The sequence below is a fragment of the Burkholderia sp. RF7-non_BP4 genome, assembly GCF_001521935.1.
Classification (GTDB): Bacteria; Pseudomonadota; Gammaproteobacteria; order Burkholderiales; family Burkholderiaceae; genus Burkholderia; species Burkholderia diffusa.
Genome location: NZ_LOTA01000095.1, coordinates 64,740 through 82,372, shown reverse-complemented (window position 1 = coordinate 82,372; position 17,633 = coordinate 64,740). Strand labels below are relative to the sequence as shown.

16 protein-coding genes and 1 pseudogene are annotated in these 17,633 nt (G+C 67.9%); 9 read left to right on the top strand and 8 right to left on the bottom strand.

Annotation, left to right across the window (positions count from 1 at the left end):
* Window positions 1–29 precede the first annotated feature (29 nt).
* Both WS49_RS30335 and WS49_RS30330 read left to right on the top strand, forming a co-directional pair.
* Window positions 30–959 (top strand): LysR family transcriptional regulator, encoded by a 930-nt coding sequence (locus tag WS49_RS30335; RefSeq protein ID WP_059536119.1) that lies wholly within the window; start codon window positions 30–32, stop codon window positions 957–959.
* Window positions 960–1,070: 111 nt separating this feature from the next.
* Complete coding sequence (locus tag WS49_RS30330) at window positions 1,071–2,027, top strand: mannuronate-specific alginate lyase (protein WP_059536116.1); 957 nt, start codon at window positions 1,071–1,073, stop codon at window positions 2,025–2,027.
* Window positions 2,028–2,054: 27 nt separating this feature from the next.
* Here WS49_RS30330 and WS49_RS30325 read toward each other — a convergent pair whose 3' ends face one another.
* From WS49_RS30325 to xylA, 5 genes are all read right to left on the bottom strand, one after another.
* The gene (locus WS49_RS30325) at window positions 2,055–3,254 is read right to left on the bottom strand and encodes a sugar ABC transporter permease (protein ID WP_059536111.1); all 1,200 of its coding nucleotides are present in this window, start codon (window positions 3,252–3,254) and stop codon (window positions 2,055–2,057) included.
* Window positions 3,251–4,810: a D-xylose ABC transporter ATP-binding protein gene (xylG, locus tag WS49_RS30320; RefSeq protein ID WP_059536108.1), complete on the bottom strand. Its 1,560-nt coding sequence runs from the start codon at window positions 4,808–4,810 to the stop codon at window positions 3,251–3,253. The genes WS49_RS30325 and xylG overlap by 4 nt, the downstream gene beginning before the upstream one ends.
* An 83-nt stretch (window positions 4,811–4,893) precedes the next feature.
* A complete protein-coding gene (gene xylF, locus WS49_RS30315) occupies window positions 4,894–5,922 on the bottom strand; it encodes a D-xylose ABC transporter substrate-binding protein (RefSeq protein ID WP_059536104.1) in 1,029 nt (342 codons plus the stop codon).
* A gap of 108 nt (window positions 5,923–6,030) precedes the next feature.
* The gene (xylB, locus tag WS49_RS30310; RefSeq protein WP_059536100.1) at window positions 6,031–7,509 is read right to left on the bottom strand and encodes a xylulokinase; all 1,479 of its coding nucleotides are present in this window, start codon (window positions 7,507–7,509) and stop codon (window positions 6,031–6,033) included.
* Between the two features lie 4 nt (window positions 7,510–7,513).
* Window positions 7,514–8,836, bottom strand: a complete 1,323-nt coding sequence (gene xylA, locus WS49_RS30305) for a xylose isomerase (RefSeq protein ID WP_059537326.1) — start codon at window positions 8,834–8,836, stop codon at window positions 7,514–7,516.
* Window positions 8,837–9,098: 262 nt separating this feature from the next.
* On the opposite strand from xylA, the gene WS49_RS30300 reads away from it, so the two are divergent.
* The 3 genes and pseudogenes from WS49_RS30300 to WS49_RS36290 all read left to right on the top strand — a co-directional run.
* Window positions 9,099–10,292 carry a XylR family transcriptional regulator gene (locus tag WS49_RS30300; RefSeq protein WP_059536097.1) on the top strand — a complete coding sequence of 398 codons (1,194 nt, stop codon included), beginning with the start codon at window positions 9,099–9,101 and terminating at the stop codon, window positions 10,290–10,292.
* Window positions 10,293–10,319: 27 nt separating this feature from the next.
* The gene (locus WS49_RS30295; RefSeq protein ID WP_059536093.1) at window positions 10,320–11,408 is read left to right on the top strand and encodes an aldose epimerase family protein; all 1,089 of its coding nucleotides are present in this window, start codon (window positions 10,320–10,322) and stop codon (window positions 11,406–11,408) included.
* Window positions 11,409–11,479: 71 nt separating this feature from the next.
* A pseudogene (locus tag WS49_RS36290) lies at window positions 11,480–11,599 on the top strand (LacI family DNA-binding transcriptional regulator); the annotation flags it as partial.
* A gap of 90 nt (window positions 11,600–11,689) precedes the next feature.
* Here the strand turns inward: WS49_RS36290 and WS49_RS30290 are convergent.
* Genes WS49_RS30290 through WS49_RS30280 form a run of 3 tightly spaced genes read right to left on the bottom strand, consistent with a single transcriptional unit; the run spans window position 11,690 to window position 14,947 of the window.
* On the bottom strand, window positions 11,690–12,874 hold the full coding sequence (locus WS49_RS30290; protein WP_059536089.1) for a porin: 1,185 nt from the start codon (window positions 12,872–12,874) through the stop codon (window positions 11,690–11,692).
* A gap of 55 nt (window positions 12,875–12,929) precedes the next feature.
* Complete coding sequence (locus WS49_RS30285; RefSeq protein WP_059536085.1) at window positions 12,930–13,724, bottom strand: ABC transporter substrate-binding protein; 795 nt, start codon at window positions 13,722–13,724, stop codon at window positions 12,930–12,932.
* A gap of 53 nt (window positions 13,725–13,777) precedes the next feature.
* Window positions 13,778–14,947, bottom strand: coding sequence for a M20 aminoacylase family protein (locus WS49_RS30280; protein WP_059536082.1), 1,170 nt, complete (start codon window positions 14,945–14,947; stop codon window positions 13,778–13,780).
* On the opposite strand from WS49_RS30280, the gene WS49_RS35420 reads away from it, so the two are divergent.
* The 4 genes from WS49_RS35420 to WS49_RS30265 all read left to right on the top strand — a co-directional run bounded on the left by WS49_RS35420 (window position 14,935) and on the right by WS49_RS30265 (window position 17,600).
* Window positions 14,935–15,087: a hypothetical protein gene (locus WS49_RS35420; protein WP_156441476.1), complete on the top strand. Its 153-nt coding sequence runs from the start codon at window positions 14,935–14,937 to the stop codon at window positions 15,085–15,087. The genes WS49_RS30280 and WS49_RS35420 overlap by 13 nt on opposite strands.
* Complete coding sequence (locus tag WS49_RS30275; RefSeq protein WP_059536077.1) at window positions 15,084–16,046, top strand: LysR substrate-binding domain-containing protein; 963 nt, start codon at window positions 15,084–15,086, stop codon at window positions 16,044–16,046. The genes WS49_RS35420 and WS49_RS30275 overlap by 4 nt, the downstream gene beginning before the upstream one ends.
* A gap of 110 nt (window positions 16,047–16,156) precedes the next feature.
* A complete protein-coding gene (gene frmR / locus WS49_RS30270) occupies window positions 16,157–16,432 on the top strand; it encodes a formaldehyde-responsive transcriptional repressor FrmR (protein WP_006753040.1) in 276 nt (91 codons plus the stop codon).
* Window positions 16,433–16,490: 58 nt separating this feature from the next.
* A complete protein-coding gene (locus WS49_RS30265; RefSeq protein WP_059536073.1) occupies window positions 16,491–17,600 on the top strand; it encodes an S-(hydroxymethyl)glutathione dehydrogenase/class III alcohol dehydrogenase in 1,110 nt (369 codons plus the stop codon).
* Window positions 17,601–17,633 lie beyond the last annotated feature (33 nt).

Genomic DNA, 17,633 nt, shown 5'->3' with positions numbered 1-17,633 from the left:
TCCGCACGACCTGTACGAAAGGGCGAACAATGCAAGTCGATCTGGGCGATCTGAACGCGTTCGTGGCGGTGGCGCGTGCGAAAGGCTTTCGTGAAGGTGCGCGCACGATCGGTGCGAGCGCGTCCGGCCTGAGCGAGGCTGTGCGCCGGCTGGAGGCGCAACTCGGCGTGCGGCTGCTGCATCGCACGACGCGCAGCGTGGCGCCGACCGAAGCCGGCGAGCGCCTGCTCGCGCGGCTCGCGCCGGCGCTGGGCGAGGTGGAGGCGGCGCTCGACGTCGTCAATACGTTTCGGGAACGGCCGGTCGGCACGCTGAAGCTCAACGTACCGACGAGCGCGGCGCGGCTCGTGCTGCCGTCGATTGTCCCGCGCTTTCTCGACGCGTATCCGGAGATCCGGCTCGAGATCGTGGCGGACGAAAGCTTCGTCGATATCCTCGCGGCCGGCTGCGACGCGGGCATCCGTTACGACGAGCGCCTCGAACAGGACATGATCGCCGTGCCCATCGGCCCGCGTTCACAACGCTTCGCCACCGCCGCGGCGCCCGCCTACCTCGACCGTCGCGGCCGTCCGGCCCATCCGCGCGAACTGCTCGATCACGCATGCCTGCGCGGCCGGTTCGCGAGCGGCGCGATGCCAGCGTGGGAATACGAGCGCGCCGGCGAAGTGGTCCGCGTGGAGCCGTCCGGGCCGCTCGTCGTGCAGATCGGCGGCGCCGTCGATCTCGTCGTGGACGCCGCCTGTGCGGGGCTCGGCATCGTGCATCTTTACGAAGACTGGCTTCGTCCGCATCTCGCGAGCGGCGCGCTCGAGCCCGTGCTCGACGGCTGGTGGCGGCCGTTCTCCGGCCCGTACCTGTACTATCCGGGGCGGCGTTTCGTGCCGGCTCCGCTACGGGCCTTCGTCGATTTCATCAAGGCGGATGTCGAGCAACAGGCGTTCATCGAGAAAGGCGGATGAAAGACCTCGACGCTAGACTGCGTGCGGCACGTCGCTCGCGTAAGCGCGCGCGGCTCGCCGCTCGGCCCGCCACGGCCCGCGTGCCCTTTCACCGTCATCGACGAGGCCCGCATGCGCCATCCGACGAAACGCCCGCTGTTCGCCATGCTGCTGGCCGCCGCCGCACTGTCGTGCGCCGTGCCGCCTGCGCGCGCGTGCGACGTGCCCGCCCCCGTCACGCGCATCGATCCCCCCGGCTACTACGACGATGCGGCCGGCTATGCGCGCGCGGTGAAGCCGATGCGCGATTTCATCGCGCGGCTCAATGCGTCGGCCGACAACGGCGACTGGTCGTGCGCGGTGACGTTGCTCGAAAGCTGGGCGCAAGCCGACGCGCTGATGGAGCCGATCTCCGGTTATCAGGGCGACTACGAGCGTTCGTGGGCCGGCACCGACTTCGCGATGGTGATCCTGCGCATGCCGCGCGACGTGCGCGACGCGAACCGCGCGCGGCTCGATGCAATCGGTCCGTGGCTCGAACGGATCGCGATCGCCACCCGCGATTCGGAGGCGATCAACCATCTGCACAACAATCTCGTGTACTGGGCCGGGCTCGACCTGATCGCGATCGGCACCGTGACGGACAACGCAAACCTCGTCGATTCCGGACTGCTGAGCGTGCGCGAGGGCATTCGCGACATCGGCCCCGACGGGGCGCTCGCGCGCGAAGTGAAACGCGGCAACCGCGCGCTGCACTACCACACGTTCGCGCTGCTGCCGCTCGTGTTCGCGGCCGAACTCGTGCAACAGCGCCATATCGATCTCTATCGGGAAAACGATGGCGCGATCGGCCGTCTCGCGAATCTCGTGATCGACGCGGTGGACGATCCCGCGAGCTTCGCGAAAATCACGCCGATTCGCCAGGACCTGTTCCCGTGGACGCTGCGCGACGAGCTCGGCTGGGTCGAACCGTACTACGCGCGCTTCGACGATCGCCGCCTGCCGGCGATCATTGCACCGCGCCGCCCGTTCAGCGAATGGCGGCTCGGCGGCAACGTGACGGCGGCGTGGGGCGCGCCGCTGCGCTGAGCGGCAAGCGCCTGCACGCGGACAGCCTCACCGCCGGTTCGACCGCGACACCACGTCGATCCACACCGCCAGCACCAGCACCGCGCCCTTGACGATCATCTGCCAGTACGCGTCGACGTCGAGCATCGACATCCCGTTGTCGAGGCTCGCCATCACGAGCGCGCCGATCAGCGCGCCATAGACGGTGCCCGACCCGCCGCGCATCGACGTGCCGCCGATGAAGCATGCGGCGATCGCGTCGAGCTCGCCCATCGTGCCGGCCGACGGCGAGCCGGCCGCGAGCCGCGCGGTGTTGACGATGCCCGCGAACGCGCACATCAGCCCCATCAGCGCGAAGATCGCGAGCTTCACACGGTCGGTGTCGACGCCCGACAGCCGCGTCGCCTCCAGGTTCGAACCCACCGCATAAATGCGCCGGCCGAACACGGTCTGCGTCGCGATCCACGAAAACGCGCCGAGCAGCGCGAGCAGCAGCAGCACGGGCACCGGGATGCCGCCGTAGCGGTCGAGCGTCGCGACGAACGCGAACAGCACCGCGCCGGCGCCGACCACTTTCGCGACGTCCTGCCACAGCGGCGCGACCGCGAGCCGATAGCGGTGCCGCGTGCCGCGCTGCCGGATGACCAGCAGCGCGACGAGCGCGAACAGCAGCACCGCGAGGCCGTCCCCGGCCGCGCGCGGCAGATAGCCCTGCCCGATGAACACGAAGCCGTCGGACACCGGCGCGATCGTCGAGCCGCCCGTCACGCCGAGCAGGATGCCGCGGAACGCGAGCATCCCGCCCAGCCCGACGATGAACGACGGCACGCGCCGGTAGGTCGACCACCAGCCGTTGAACAACCCGACCAGCACGCCGAGCGCGAGCACGGCCGGCACCGTCGCGGCCACGGGCCAGTGGCGATTGACGTCGAGGATCGCCGCAATGCCGCCGAGCAGCCCGAGCAGCGAGCCGACCGACAGGTCGATCTCGCCCGCGATGATCACGAACACCATCCCGCATGCGAGCATCCCGGTGATCGACATCTGCCGCAACAGGTTCGACACGTTGCGCGGCGTGACGAACGCGCCGTCGGTCAGCACCGAGAAGAACACCCAGATCGCCGCGACCGCGAACAGCAGCGCGAGCACCTTGTAGCGCACGAAGATCTGTCGAAGCGGATGGCGATGCGTGCGGCGCGCGTCGGCGTCCGGCGGCACGGCGGAAGAGGAGGAAAGTTCGCTATTCATGTGGCACTCGCTGCAATGGGTTCGGCCGGCTGCCGCGCGGACTTCAGCGCGGCGCCGAGTATCTGTTCCTGCGTGAGACCGTCGTTGACGAAATCGCCGCGCAGCTCGCCTTCTCCGATCACGAGCACGCGATCGGCGAGCCCGAGCACTTCCGGCAACTCCGACGACACGACGATCAGCGCGACGCCGCGTTGCGCGAGCGCGAAGATCAGCCGGTAGATCTCGGCCTTGGCGCCCACGTCGACACCGCGGGTCGGCTCGTCGAGGATCAGCACCTGCGGGTCGGCCAGCAGCATCCTGGCGAGCACCGCCTTCTGCTGGTTGCCGCCGGACAGGCTCGCGATCGGCAGGAACGGATGCGCGGCACGCACCGACAGCCGCTGCATCTCGGTGCGGATCGCGTCGAGTTCGGCGGCCGCGTCGATCCGCCCGTGGGCGGCGAAACGGCGCAGCACCGACAACGTGATGTTGTGGCCGACGCCGAGCTGCGGCACGATCCCGTGACGCTTGCGGTCCTCGGGCACCATCGCGATCCCCGCGCGGATCGCATCGGCCGGCGAACGGATCGCGAGCGGCCGGCCGTTCATCCGCACGCTCGCCGTGCTCGCGCCCGGATACGCGCCGAAGATCGCCTGCATCAGCTCGGTGCGGCCGGCGCCGACCAGCCCCGCGACGCCGAGTATCTCGCCGCGCCGCACGCTGAACGACACGTCGTCGACGCGCTTGCGGCGCGGGTTCGCCACGTCGTGACAGGTGACGTTGCGCGCTTCCAGCACGACGTCGCCGATCTCGTGCGGCTCGCGCGGATACAGGTTGCGGATCTCGCGGCCGACCATCATCGCGATGATCCGGTCGGTCGTCATCCCGCGCATCGGCTCGGTCGCCACGTGGCGGCCGTCGCGGATCACGGTCACGGTGTCGCACACCGCGTCGACTTCATCGAGCTTGTGCGAGATGTACACGCATGCGACGCCGCGGCGCTTCAGGTCGCGCACGATGTCGAGCAGGATGCGCGTCTCGGCCGCACTCAGCGACGACGACGGCTCGTCGAGGATCAGCAGCTTCGCGCGCTTGTTCAGCGCCTTCGCGATCTCGATCAGCTGCTGATGGCCGCCGCCGTAGTTCATCACCGGCTGCGCGACGTTGATCGCGTCGATCCGCAGCTCGCGCAACAGCGCCTCGGAACGCCGCACCATCTCCGCGTAGTGCATGCGCCCGCCGGGCAGCGTGATCTCGTTGCCGAGGAAGATGTTCTCCGCAACCGACAGCTCGGGCACGAGCATCAGTTCCTGGTGGATGATCACGATGCCCGCGCGCTCGGTATCGCGCACGCCGGACGCGACGAGCGGCGCGCCTTCCCAGCGGATCTCGCCATCCCACGTGCCGTGCGGGTAGACGCCCGACAGCACCTTCATCAACGTCGACTTGCCGGCGCCGTTCTCGCCGCACAGCCCGACGCACTCGCCGGGCCGCACGGTCAGATCGATTCCGTCGAGCGCCTTCACGCCATCGAATGCCTTGACGATGCCGCGCATCGTCAGCAAGGGTTCGGTCATACGTTCATTGCCTCGCAGTGAGCATGCGGCCGCACCTGGCCGACCACACCTGGCCGGCCGCATGCATCCTGCCCGTCGCGCCGTTACTGGCTCGCGAGCTGGGCCTGGGTATAGAAGCCGTCCTTCACGACGACGTCGACGTTGCGCTTGGTCAGCAGTGTCGGCTGCAACAGCACCGTGTCGACCTTCTTCTTCCCGTTGTCGTACTGCGCGTTGAATGCGGGCTTCGTGCCCTTCGCGAGATCGACCGCGAGCTTCGCGGCTTCGCTGGCGATCAGCTTCAGCGGCTTGTAGACGGTCATCGTCTGCGTGCCGGCGATCACGCGCTTGACCGCCGCCAGGTCCGCGTCCTGCCCCGACACCGGCACCTTGCCGGCCAGGTGTTGCGCGGCGAGCGCCTGGATCGCACCGCCCGCGGTGCCGTCGTTCGACGCGACGATCGCGTCGATCCGGTTGTTGTTTGCGGTGAGGGCATCCTCGACGATGCGCAGCGCGGTCGATGCGCTCCATTCGGGCACCCACTGCTGGCCGACGACCTTGATGTCGCCGCGATCGATCGCCGGCTTCAGCACCTTCAGCTGGCCCTCGCGCAGCATCTTCGCGTTGTTGTCGGTCGGCGCGCCGCCGAGCAGGAAATAGTTGCCCTTCGGCTTTGCATCGAACACACCCTTCGCCTGCAGTTCGCCGACCTTCTCGTTGTCGAACGAGATGTACGCGTCGACGTCCGCATCGAGGATCAGACGGTCGTACGACACGACCTTGATGCCGGCCTTCCTCGCTTCGGCGACGACGTTGCCGAGCGTCTTCGAATTGAACGGCACGATCACGATCACGTCGACGCCGCGCGAAATCAGGTTCTCGATCTGCGAAATCTGCCGCTCCTCGCTCGCATCGGCCGACTGCACCGACACCTTCGCGCCGAGTTTCGTCGCGGCCGCGACGAAATAGTCGCGATCGCGCGACCAGCGCTCGACGCGCAGGTCGTCGATGCAGAAGCCGATCTCGGGCTTGTCCTTGCTCGCATGCGCGAGCGGCGCGCCGAGCGCGAAGAGCGCCAGCGCTGCCGCGCCGGCAAGGGAACTCAATACGGTACGACGCGTCACGGATTTCATGTCTCCACTCCTTGTTATTGGACAACTCACGAACACCGGGCGGCCGCGGGAATGCGCCGCCCGCATCGAGTCACTGCAAAGCACGGGATCGCACCGGCGAAGCGCCGGTCACGCGCCCGTCGCAAACACCGGCTCGAGCGCGCGGTAAAGCGCGCGAAACGTCGGCCGCCGCGCGTCGCGATACCACGCGTGTCGCGCGGGATCGGGCTCGCGCACCGCGACGATCGGCGGCTGCGGACACACGTCGTCGAGCGACGCATCCGGTTCGAGCGCGAGATGCGCGAGCCGTGCGGCACCGAGCGCCGGGCCAACCTCGCCGCCCGCGCGCAGCGTCAGCGCGCGACCGCTCAGGTCGGCGAGCATCTGCGTCCAGTACGCGCTGCGCGAGCCGCCGCCGATCACCGTGATGCCCTCGGGCGCCAGTCCGGCCGCATGCAGCGCGTCGATGCCGTCGAGCAACGCGAAGCCGACGCCTTCGAGCGTTGCGTTCGCGAGATCCGCGCGCTGCGTGTCGGGCGTGAGCCCGTAAAACACGCCCTTCGCATTCACGTCGTTGTGCGGCGTGCGCTCGCCGCTCAGGTAAGGCAGGAACCACGGGCGGCTGGCGCGTGCGTTCGCCTCGGCATCGGCGAGGAGTGCGGCAACGCCGTCGTAACCGGCCAGTTGCGCGGTGAAGTCGATGCAGCCGGCCGCGTTCAGCATCACCGACATCAAATGCCAGGTATCGGGCAGTGCGTGGCAGAAGCTGTGCACCGCCGATTCGGGGTTCGCGCGAAACCCGTCCGACACCGCGAAATAGACACCCGACGTGCCGAGCGACAGCAACGCGTCGCCGGGTCGCACGATCCCGACGCCCACCGCGCCGGCCGCGTTGTCGCCGCCGCCGGCCACCACCGGAATCTCGCGCAGCCCGAGCGCGCGCGCGACGGCCGGCAGCAGCGTGCCGGTCACGCGGTTGCCCTCGAACACGGCCGGCATCTGCGCGCGCGACAGCCCGCACGCGGCGAGCAGCGTATCGTCGTAGTCGCGCTTCGCGACGTCGAGCCAGAGCGTGCCGGCGGCATCCGACGGATCGGTCGCGAACGCGCCGGTCAGCCGGTAGCGCAGGTAATCCTTCGGCAGCAGCACGTGTGCGATGCGCGCGAACACGTCGGGCTCGTGGCGGCGCACCCACAGCAGTTTCGGTGCGGTGAAGCCCGGCATCGCGACGTTGCCCGTCACCGCGCGCAGCGCGGGCACGAGCCGCTCGAGTTCCGCGCACTCCGCGTCCGCACGGCCGTCGTTCCACAGAATCGCGGGACGCAGCACGTCGCGGTGCGCATCGAGCAGCGTCGCGCCGTGCATCTGCCCGGTCAGTCCCAGCGCGTCGATGTCGCGCGGATCGATGTCGGCCGCGCGCGCCTCATCGACGACCGCGGCCAGCGCGCCGCACGCGGCATCCCACCAGTCGCGCGGCGCCTGTTCGGACCAGCGCGGCCGCGGCCGGCTCACCGTCAGCGGGCGGCTCGCGCTCGCCCGCACCACACCGTCGCGGTCGAGCAGCACCGCCTTCACGCCCGACGTGCCGAGATCGAGTCCGATATACATGGCGTCAGCGCAGCCCGAAGATCGCCTGGTTCACGATGTTCTCGAGCCGCTCCTGCGCGCCGCTCACATGCCGCGGGTCCACGCCGCGCGCGAGCGCGTCGTCCGCGAGCGACTGCAGCGTATAGCCGCCCGACAGGATCTTGCGGCCGAACGCGTCGTCCCACTGCGCGTAGCGCTGCCGGCGCAGCGCATCGAGCCGGTCGTTCTCGACCAGCACGGCCGCGCGTTCGAGCGCGAGCGCGAGCACGTCGATCGCGCCGACGTGGCCGTAGAACAGGTCTTCCGGATCGATGCTCTGGCGCCGCACCTTCGCGTCGAAGTTCATCCCGCCGGTCGTGAAGCCGCCGTGGCGCAGGATCTCGTAGAACGCGAGCGTCAGTTCCTCGACGCTGTTCGGGAACTGGTCGGTGTCCCAACCGTTCTGCGGATCGCCGCGGTTCGCGTCGACGCTGCCGAACACGTCGAGTGCGAACGCGTTCGCGATCTCGTGATGGAACGAGTGGCCGGCGAGCGTGGCATGGTTCGCCTCGATGTTGACGCGAATCTCGTTCTGCAGTCCGTACTGCACGAGGAAGCCGTGCACGGTCGCGACGTCGTAGTCGTATTGATGCTTGGTCGGCTCCTGCGGTTTCGGCTCGATCAGCAGCGCACCCTTGAAGCCGATCCGGTGCTTGTGCTCGACGACCATCGACAGGAAACGCGCGAACTGATCGCGCTCGCGCTTCAGGTCGGTATTGAGCAGCGTCTCGTACCCTTCGCGGCCGCCCCACAGCACGTAGTTCTCGCCGCCGAGCCGGTGTGTCGCGTCGAGCGCGTGGCACACCTGGGTCGCGGCCCACGCGAACACGTCGGGGTTCGGATTCGTCGCGGCGCCCGCCGCGAAGCGCGGGTGCGAGAACAGGTTCGCGGTGCCCCACAGCAGCCGCACGCCGCTCGCCTGCTGGCGCTCGCCAAGATAGTCGACCATCCGTGCGAAATTGGCCGCGTACTCGCGCAGGCTGTCGCCTTCCGGCGCGACGTCGGTGTCGTGGAACGTGTAGAAAGGCGTGCCGAGCTTCGTGAAGAACTCGAATGCGGCATCGGCCTTCATCCGCGCACGTTCGAGCGCGTCGCTGGGCTGCTGCCATGGCCGCCGGAACGCGCCCTGCCCGAAGATGTCGTGCCCCGGCCATACGAACGTATGCCAGTAGCAGACCGCGATCCGCAGATGCTCGGCGAGCGTCTTGCCGAGCACGCGTTTCTCGGGGTCGTAATAGTGGTACGCCAGCGGGTTGTCCGACTGCGGACCTTCGTAGCGAATGGCGGGAATGTGTTCGAAATACGACATGGTGTCTCCGTGCTGGGTCTTGTTGCAGCGCAACGCGCATCGCGATGAAGCACGCGGCCGAATCCGGTTGGCTGGATCGTGCCCGCGCGACTGCCGGCCGGCAATTGCGAAATTGCGCAGCACGCTTAACGTTTCTTGCCAGCCGCTGCGCGCGGCGTGCGTTCCGTCCTACAATCGCCGGACACCAGAGAACCGCGCGGCACGCCCGCGCGCCCCGGAGACAATGGCGAGACGCCCGAGCGGCGCCCACCCCGAGACCGACATGACCCGTGCCTCTTCCGCCCAGACGCCGCACCGCATCGCGCTGCTGTTCAACGCGAACAAGGTCTACGACCGCGAGATCATCAGCGGCATCGGCCAGTACCTGCACACGACGCGCGTCGTGTGGGACCTGTTCCTCGAAGACGACTTCCGCTGCCGGCTCGCCGGCATCGAACGCTTCGACGGCGACGGCATCATCGCGGACTTCGACGATCCGGCCGTCGCCGACGCGCTCGCCGGCTCGCCGCTGCCGATCGTCGCGGTCGGCTCGTCGTACGAGGATCCGGCGCAGTACCCGGAGGGCGTCCCATATATTGCGACGGACAACCCGAAGCTCGTGTCGCTCGCCTATACGCATCTGATCGGCGCGGGGCTCGCGCATTTCGCGATGTACAGCCTGCCGGTCGCGCAGGAGAACCGCTGGGCGCAGCAGCGTGAGCTCGCGTTCGACCGGCTCGCGCGCGCGGACGGGCTCGACGCGCCGATCTACCGCGGCGTGTCGACGAGCGCATCGGGCTGGAATCACGCGATCGAGCAGCTGATCGGCTGGCTGCATGCGCTGCCGAAGCCCGTCGGCGTGATCGCGGTCACGGATGCGCGCGCGCGGCATCTGCTGCAGGCGTGCCTGCTCGCCGGCATCGCGGTGCCGGAACAGGTCGCGATCATCGGCATCGACAACGATCCGCTCACGCGCACGCTGACGCGCATTCCGCTGTCGTCGGTGATCCAGGGCACCGAGGAAATGGGCCGCACCGCCGCGCACCTGCTGCACCGGATGCTGCGCGGCGCGAGGTTTCCCGGGCAGCGCATCCTCGTGCCGCCGGTCGGCATCAACGTGCTCGAATCGACGCGCCACCAGCCGCTCGCGAGCCCGCACGTGATGCGCGCCCGGCATTTCATCCGGCAGTACGCGTGCCAGGGGATCAAGACCGAACAGGTCGCCGACTATGTCGGCGTGTCGCGCTCGCTGCTCGAAGAGCACTTCCGGCGCGAACTGCAGCGCACCGTGCACCAGGAAATCCTGCGTCACAAGATCGAGGCCGCGCAGGCGCTGCTCGCGAGCCGCAATGCGTCGAGCGCGGAAGTCGCGATCCGCTGCGGCTTCACGTCGCTGCAATACATGTACGCGGTGTTCCGCCGCGAACTCGGCTGCACGCCGCGCGAGTATCAGGAACGCGCGGCATCGGCTCACTGAATTCACCGCTCACGAGCGAACCCACACATGCATATCGACACCGACTCCCCCCGCCCGGCATCCGACGTCGGCCGCATTCCGTCCGAACCGTGGGGCACGCTGCCCGGGGGCGACCCGGTGCGGCGCTACACGCTGCGCAACGCGCACGGCATGCGCGTCGTCGTGAGCGATCTCGGCGCGACCGTCGTGTCGTGGCTCGCCCCCGACCGCACCGGGCGCTTCGCCGATATCGTGCTGGCGCACGACACGCCGGCCGAGTACCTCGAATCGGGTGCGTACCTCGGCGCGACGGTCGGCCGCTGGGCCAACCGGATCGCGGACGCGCGCTTCACGCTCGACGGCATCGATTACACGCTCGACCGCAACGAGAACGGCAATCTGCTGCACGGCGGCGCAAGCGGCTTTCATCGTGCGCGCTGGGACGTGATCGACGACCGCGGCGAGCTGACGCTGCGGCTCGATTCGCCGGAAGGCGATGCGGGATTCCCCGGCAACGTGAGCGTGCAGGTGCGCTACGTGCTCGACGACGACGGCACGCTGACGATCGACTATTCGGCACGAACCGATGCACCGACCCCGCTGAACCTCACGAATCACAGCTACTTCAACCTCAGCGGACGCGCGGGCAGCGACGTGCGCGGCCACCTGCTGCAGGTCGACGCCGACGCGTTCGTCGAAGTCGACGACGCGCTGATCCCGACCGGCACGGCCGACGTGACCGGCACCGCGTTCGATTTCCGGCAGAGCGCGCCGATCGGCGCCCGCCTCGACTGGCCGCATGCGCAGCTCGCGCGCGGGCGCGGCTTCGATCACTGCTACGTGCTGCGCGACCCTACGCGCGGCGTGCGGCCCGTCGCGTCGATCTACGATCCGGAAAGCGGTCGGGAGCTCACCGTGTCGACGGACCAGCGCGGGCTGCAGCTCTATACGGGTAACTATCTGGATGGCGTGCGCGTGGGCGGCGGCATCCCGTGCGTGCGGCATGCGGCGCTATGCGTCGAAGCCGGGTTCTATCCGAACCAGGTCAACATGGACGCGTTGCGCGACGAAACCATCCTTCATCCGGGCCAGACCTATCGCCAGACGACCCGGTATCGGGTCGGCATTCGCGGATAGCAGGCAACGCACGCGTTCTTTGCGTCGGCATCGGCGGCTGCGCTGCGCTGCGCTACGCTCGCGCAGCGTTGGCCGCCCGGCGAGTGCGGTTTCCGACGTCACGGATCGCCGCGCGAGCGATCGCGCTGACGCTCGACATGATCGACAGGGTCGAGCCGGCTGCGGCGGTGCATACGATCGGGGCGCCGGAGCGCGCCGCGTCGACATCGCGCATCGGCCGGCCGTCCACGCTCGCGTTTCTGCGTGAATGGCCGGCCGTCCCGCTTTCGATCCCGATCCGGTCAGAACTTGTGCCGAATCCCCGCATGCACCATCAACTGCTTCGACGTCGATGACAGATCGGCCGCCCCCGGGACATACGCCTGGTCGAGCGACGAGCCGGTCGCGTCACCGGCAACCCGCTGGTACGCGCCCATCAGATAAACGTCGGTGCGCTTCGACAGGTTGTAGTCGGCCATCAACCCGATCGAATGGATCTTCGGTTTCGCGCTGCCCGTGGTCGCGTCGTAGCGCACGGTCGTATACACATACTGCGCGCCCACGAAGAACGCCGGCGTGAACTGGTATTTGCCGTTCACTTCGAAGTTCTGATACTTGATCGCCGTGACCGTGCCGCCCGCGAGCGGCCCTGTCACCGGTTCGATCGTCTCGTCGCCGAACAGGTAGCCGACGTTCGCGGTCGGCCGCGTGACGTTGCTGTTCGTATACGCAAACCCGACCGTCGCGGGCCCTGCCGTGTAGTTGACGCCCGCCCCGAAGATCCGCAGCCGCGCCGACGCGAAGTTCGCATCCGCGCCGACCGACCCCGAGCCCGCGATCGCGCCGCCGGCCGTCGCACCCGGGTTATCCGCATTCAGGAACGCCGCGCCGACGAGCAGGCCGCCCTGCTCGTACTGCGCGCCGACGCTCCACTGCCGGTTGTTCGCGAACCCGGTGTCGTTGCTGAAGCTGTACGTGCCGCCGAACGAGAAGCCGGCGAAATCCGGGCTCGCGTACTTGACCGTGTTGTTCACGCGAAACGTATTGCCGGTATTGTCGTTGTCGAGCGGATGCGAGAACGGATAGACACCCCAGTTGCCATTCGCGGTCGTCGGCGCGAGATAGTCGACGACCGAGTCATATTGCCGGCCGAGCGTCAGCGTGCCGAAGCGCGTGCTGCCGAGCCCGACGTAAGCCTGCCGCCCGAACATGCGGCCGCCCTGCGCGAGCGTGCCGCTGTTCACGTTGAAGCCGCTCTCGATCTGGAACAGCGCGCTGTAGCCGCCGCCGAGATCCTCGGACCCTTTGAGACCCCAGCGGCTGCCCTGCGCAAAGCCGCTCGCCATCTGCCATGCGCCGTGACCACCGACGTTGTTCGTGTAGTCGATGCCCGCGTCGATCAGCCCGTACAGCGTGACGCTGCTCTGCGCGAAGGCCGGAGCAGCACAAAGTGCCGGCATCGCGACGAAAAACAATCTCCAGTTCATTCGTTTTCCTTATCGATATGATGGTCGCTACCCGCTCGATACGGAGCGGCGCGGCTTACTTCGTACCGTAAATGTCGAAGTCGAAGTACTTGCGGTTGATCCGCTGATACGTGCCATTCGCGAGGATCGCCGCCAGCGCGCGGTTGAATGCATCGCGCAGGTCGGTGTCCTGCTTGCGCAGCCCGAGGCCATCGCCCTGCCCGAAATACTTCGCATCGTCGATCGCCGCGCCGACGAACATGAAATCCTTGCCCTGCGGCTTCTTCAGGAAGCCGTCGCTCGCCGCGATCGATGCCTGGAACGCCGCGTCGAGCCGCCCCGTCACGAGATCGGCATAGACCTGATCCTGGTTCTGGTACGACTCGATCTGCACGCCCGCCGGCTGCCAGTTCGCGATCGCATAGTCGGCCTGCGCGGAACCCTGCTCGACGCCGACCCGCTTGCCCTTCAGCGATGCAGCCGTCGGCAGCAGCGGCGAACCCTTGCGCGCAATCAGCCGCGCCGGCGCATTCGAGATCCGGTTGGTGAACGCGATCTGCTGCATCCGCTTCGGCGTGATCGTCATCGACGACGCGATCACGTCGAACTTGCGCGCGAGCAGCCCCGGAATCATCCCGTCGAAACTCGACTCGACCCACACGCAGCGCGCATGCAGCTCCGCGCACAACGCGTTCGTGATGTCGATCCCGAAGCCGGTCAGCGTGCCGTCGGGTTGCTTGTATTCGAGCGGCGGATACGTGGGATCGACCGCGAGGCGGATCTCCTTGCCCGTCCAGTCGCCGGCATGCGCGACGCCTGCCACCGTCGTTGCCGTCAGCGCCACCGCAAGCGCCGCCATCCACTGTTTCATTGCCAGTCTCCTTGTTTCCATCGTTGAAGGTAAATCGAATCGGTCCGGCCGCCTCACGCGAGGTAGCGCTCGGCGAGCGCGATCCAGTAACTCGCGCCCGTCGCGAGACACGCATCGTTGAAGTCGTAGCCGGGGTTGTGCAGCCCGCAGCCGGCCGCGCCGTCGCCGTTGCCGATCGACAGGTAGCTGCCCGGACAGACGTCGAGCATGAACGCGAAGTCCTCGCTCGCCGCGATCGGCCGCAGGTGCGGAATCAGCGCGTCGTCGCCGCCCCATTCGCGCGCGACGTCGCGGGCGAACGCGGTTTCCGCCGCGTGATTGACGAGCACGGGATAGCCGTGGCGATACTCGATTTCGGCCGTTGCGCCATAGCTGTCGGCTTGCCCGTGCACGATCGCGCGAATGCGCCGTTCGAGCAGCGCGCGCACGTCCGGCGACAGCGCCCGCACGCTCAATTCCAGATCCGCATGCGGCGGAATCACGTTCGATGCGGTGCCGGCATGAATCGAGCCGGTCGTGACGATCGCCAGTTCCTGCGGATTCACGTTGCGCGACACGACCGTCTGCAACGCCATCACGATCGATGCGCAGACCACCACCGGATCGATCGTCGTGTGCGGCGCCGCGCCATGGCCACCTCGCCCGGTCACGCGCACACGCACCTCGTCGGCCGACGCCATCGCCGGGCCGTCGCAGAAGCCGAGCACGCCCGTCGGCAGCCCCGGCACGTTGTGCATCGCAAACACGGCATCGCACGGAAACTGCGTGAACAGCCCGTCGTCGATCATCCGCTTCGCGCCGCCGAGCCCTTCCTCCGCCGGCTGGAAAATCAGGTTCAGCGTGCCGCTGAAGCGTCCGCGCTCCGCGATGCAGCGGGCGGCCGCGAGCAGCATCGCGGTATGGCCGTCGTGGCCGCACGCATGCATCACGCCGTCGTGCCGGCTCGCATGCGGCAGCCCGGTCGACTCGCGGATCGGCAGCGCATCCATGTCCGCGCGCAGCCCGAGCCGCTTCCCCGTGCCGCGTGTGAGCGTGCCGACCACCCCGGTGCCGCCGAGTCCGCGCGTGACGCGATAACCCCATGTTGTCAGGCAATCGGCGACGAGTTCGCTCGTCGCATGTTCCTCGAACCCGAGTTCCGGATGCGCATGCAGCCGGTGGCGCAGCGCGATCATCTCCGTCTCGATGGCCGCCATTTCAGGTGGAATGCGTGCTCGATCCAACCCCGTTACTCCTCGATGCGTGCCGGTTGTCGATCGCCGGGATGGCGGATCGTGGCGAAATCGTAGGCAGCGAAAAAACCGGCGAACAGCCGCAGTTTCGTTATGATGACAACCTTTCGTTGTCGGGTATCGCACCATGAGCACGATCAAGCTGCATCAGCTGCAGGCGCTCGTCGCGAGCGCGGAGGCCGGGAGCATCCGCGGCGCGGCGCGCACGCTCGGGCTGTCGCAGGCGGCCGTCACCCGCGCGCTGCGCGAGCTGGAGGCCAGCGAGCGCCTGCCGCTGCTGGTGCGCGCGCCGGAAGGCATCGGCTTCACGGAATACGGGAAAACCTTGCTCACGCACGCGAAGCTCGTGCTCAAGCAGCTCGAGCATGCGCAAAGCGATCTCGAACGAATGCGCGGGCGCGTCGAAGGGCGGCTGAGCGTCGGCGTCACGCCGTGGCTGACGATGACGTTCCTCGCGGAAACCGTGCTGCGGTTTCGCGAGCGGATGCCCGACGTGCGCCTCGAACTCTACGAAGCGCTGATGGCCGTCGCGCAACCGCTGCTGCGCGACGGCAGCATGGATTTCGCGCTGGGTCACGTGCAGGCCGGCGGCGGCGCGCAGGAATTCGCGTTCGAGCCGCTGCTGCGCTACGAGACGTCGGTGATGGTGCGCGCCGGGCATCCGCTCGAACGCGCGAAGTCGGTGCACGACCTGCTCGAATGCGACTGGGTGCTGAATTCGTCGGCCGACGGCCAGGCCGCGCTCGTCGACTATCTGTTTACGCGGCACGGCGCACGGATCGACGAGCGGCGCATCGTGCGCGCGCAATCGGTCGCGATGCTGCAGACGATGCTCGAGCAGGCCGGCATGTGCACGTGGTGCCCGACGATCCTCGCGGCGGTGCCGCCGTTCGGTGAGCGGATGCGCGTGCTGTCGCTCAAGGAGACCTTCGAGCCGAGCGAACTCGGCATCGTCACGCGCCGCAGCAGCACGCTGAGTGATGCCGCGCGCTGCTTCATCGACTGTCTGCTGCAGGTGATCCGGCGGCATGCGCGGTCGGCGCGCAGCGAGGACCTTGCACTGTTCCGCACGCTCACGCTGCTGATCTGACGATGTGCCGGGCAGGCGCACGCGCGCGGCGCCTGCCCGGCAGCGATCCCGTATACCTCCGCGCCGCATTGCTCTATACTGCCCCCCAGTATCCGGAACCCACCGATCCCATGCCCCATTCCCCCGAAGAAAAGAAACGCGTCCTGACCCGCGTGCGCCGTGTTCGCGGGCAACTGAACGCGCTCGAGCAAGCGCTCGAGGAGGGGGCGGACTGTGGCCCGATACTTCAGCAACTGGCTGCCATCCGCGGCGCGATCAACGGCGTGATGGCCGGCGTGCTCGAAAGCCATTTGCGCGAGGAATTCACCCAGCTCGCGGACGCCCCGCGGCCCTCGTCCGGATCGATCGACGATATCGTGACCCTCGTCCGGTCCTACTTGCGCTGACCGGTGCAGGTTCGTCGACGTCCGAGCCATTCGATGATTCTTTTTTGACAGGATTGCCATGAAATCACGTGCCGCAGTTGCGTTCGAGGCGGGTAAGCCGCTCCAGATCGTCGAAATCGACGTCGAACCGCCCCGCAAGGGCGAAGTGCTCATCAAGATCACCCATACCGGCGTCTGTCACACCGATGCCTTCACGTTGTCGGGCGACGATCCGGAAGGCATCTTTCCCGCCGTGCTGGGCCACGAAGGCGCCGGCATCGTGGTGGAAGTCGGCGAAGGCGTGACGAGCGTGAAACCCGGCGATCACGTCATTCCGCTGTACACCGCCGAATGCGGCGAGTGCCTGTTCTGCAAGAGCGGCAAGACGAATCTGTGCGTGTCGGTGCGCGCCACCCAGGGCAAGGGCGTGATGCCCGACGGCACCACGCGCTTCAGCTACAACGGCCAGCCGATCTATCACTACATGGGCTGCTCGACGTTCAGCGAATACACGGTCGTCGCCGAAGTCTCGCTCGCGAAGATCAACCCGGACGCGAACCCGGAGCAGGTGTGCCTGCTGGGCTGCGGCGTCACGACCGGCCTCGGCGCGGTGAAGAACACCGCGAAGGTGCAGGAAGGCGATACGGTGGCCGTATTCGGTCTCGGCGGCATCGGCCTCGCGGTGATTCAGGGCGCCAAGCTCGCGAAGGCCGGCCGCATCATCGCGATCGACACCAACCCCGGCAAGTTCGACCTCGCACGCGTGTTCGGCGCAACCGACTGCGTCAATCCGAAGGACCACGAAAAGCCCATCCAGCAAGTGATCGTCGACATGACCGGCTGGGGCGTCGACCACAGCTTCGAGTGCATCGGCAACGTCAACGTGATGCGCGCCGCGCTCGAATGCGCGCACCGCGGCTGGGGCCAGTCCGTCATCATCGGCGTCGCGGGCGCCGGCCAGGAAATCTCCACGCGCCCGTTCCAGCTCGTCACCGGTCGCCGTTGGCTCGGTACGGCATTCGGCGGCGTGAAGGGCCGCTCCGAACTGCCGGGCATGGTCGAGGAAGCGATGGCCGGCACGATCCAGCTGGCGCCGTTCGTCACGCACACGAAGCCGCTCACCGGCATCAACGAAGCGTTCGACCTGATGCACGAAGGCAAGTCCATCCGGACCGTCGTGCATTTCTGAAATACGCGCAACGAGATCGGCCGCAGTAACCGG

What these genes read in the sequence shown, in the direction of transcription:
- WS49_RS30285 (WP_059536085.1), bottom strand. Translation starts at nt 13,724, where the DNA reads ATGAAACAGTGGATGGCGGCGCTTGCGGTGGCGCTGACGGCAACGACG.
- WS49_RS30265 (WP_059536073.1), top strand. Translation starts at nt 16,491, where the DNA reads ATGAAATCACGTGCCGCAGTTGCGTTCGAGGCGGGTAAGCCGCTCCAG.
- xylA (WP_059537326.1), bottom strand. Translation starts at nt 8,836, where the DNA reads ATGTCGTATTTCGAACACATTCCCGCCATTCGCTACGAAGGTCCGCAG.
- WS49_RS30295 (WP_059536093.1), top strand. Translation starts at nt 10,320, where the DNA reads ATGCATATCGACACCGACTCCCCCCGCCCGGCATCCGACGTCGGCCGC.
- xylF (WP_059536104.1), bottom strand. Translation starts at nt 5,922, where the DNA reads ATGAAATCCGTGACGCGTCGTACCGTATTGAGTTCCCTTGCCGGCGCG.
- WS49_RS30275 (WP_059536077.1), top strand. Translation starts at nt 15,084, where the DNA reads ATGAGCACGATCAAGCTGCATCAGCTGCAGGCGCTCGTCGCGAGCGCG.
- WS49_RS30290 (WP_059536089.1), bottom strand. Translation starts at nt 12,874, where the DNA reads ATGAACTGGAGATTGTTTTTCGTCGCGATGCCGGCACTTTGTGCTGCT.
- WS49_RS30300 (WP_059536097.1), top strand. Translation starts at nt 9,099, where the DNA reads ATGACCCGTGCCTCTTCCGCCCAGACGCCGCACCGCATCGCGCTGCTG.
- xylG (WP_059536108.1), bottom strand. Translation starts at nt 4,810, where the DNA reads ATGACCGAACCCTTGCTGACGATGCGCGGCATCGTCAAGGCATTCGAT.
- frmR (WP_006753040.1), top strand. Translation starts at nt 16,157, where the DNA reads ATGCCCCATTCCCCCGAAGAAAAGAAACGCGTCCTGACCCGCGTGCGC.
- xylB (WP_059536100.1), bottom strand. Translation starts at nt 7,509, where the DNA reads ATGTATATCGGACTCGATCTCGGCACGTCGGGCGTGAAGGCGGTGCTG.
- WS49_RS30330 (WP_059536116.1), top strand. Translation starts at nt 1,071, where the DNA reads ATGCGCCATCCGACGAAACGCCCGCTGTTCGCCATGCTGCTGGCCGCC.
- WS49_RS30325 (WP_059536111.1), bottom strand. Translation starts at nt 3,254, where the DNA reads ATGAATAGCGAACTTTCCTCCTCTTCCGCCGTGCCGCCGGACGCCGAC.
- WS49_RS30335 (WP_059536119.1), top strand. Translation starts at nt 30, where the DNA reads ATGCAAGTCGATCTGGGCGATCTGAACGCGTTCGTGGCGGTGGCGCGT.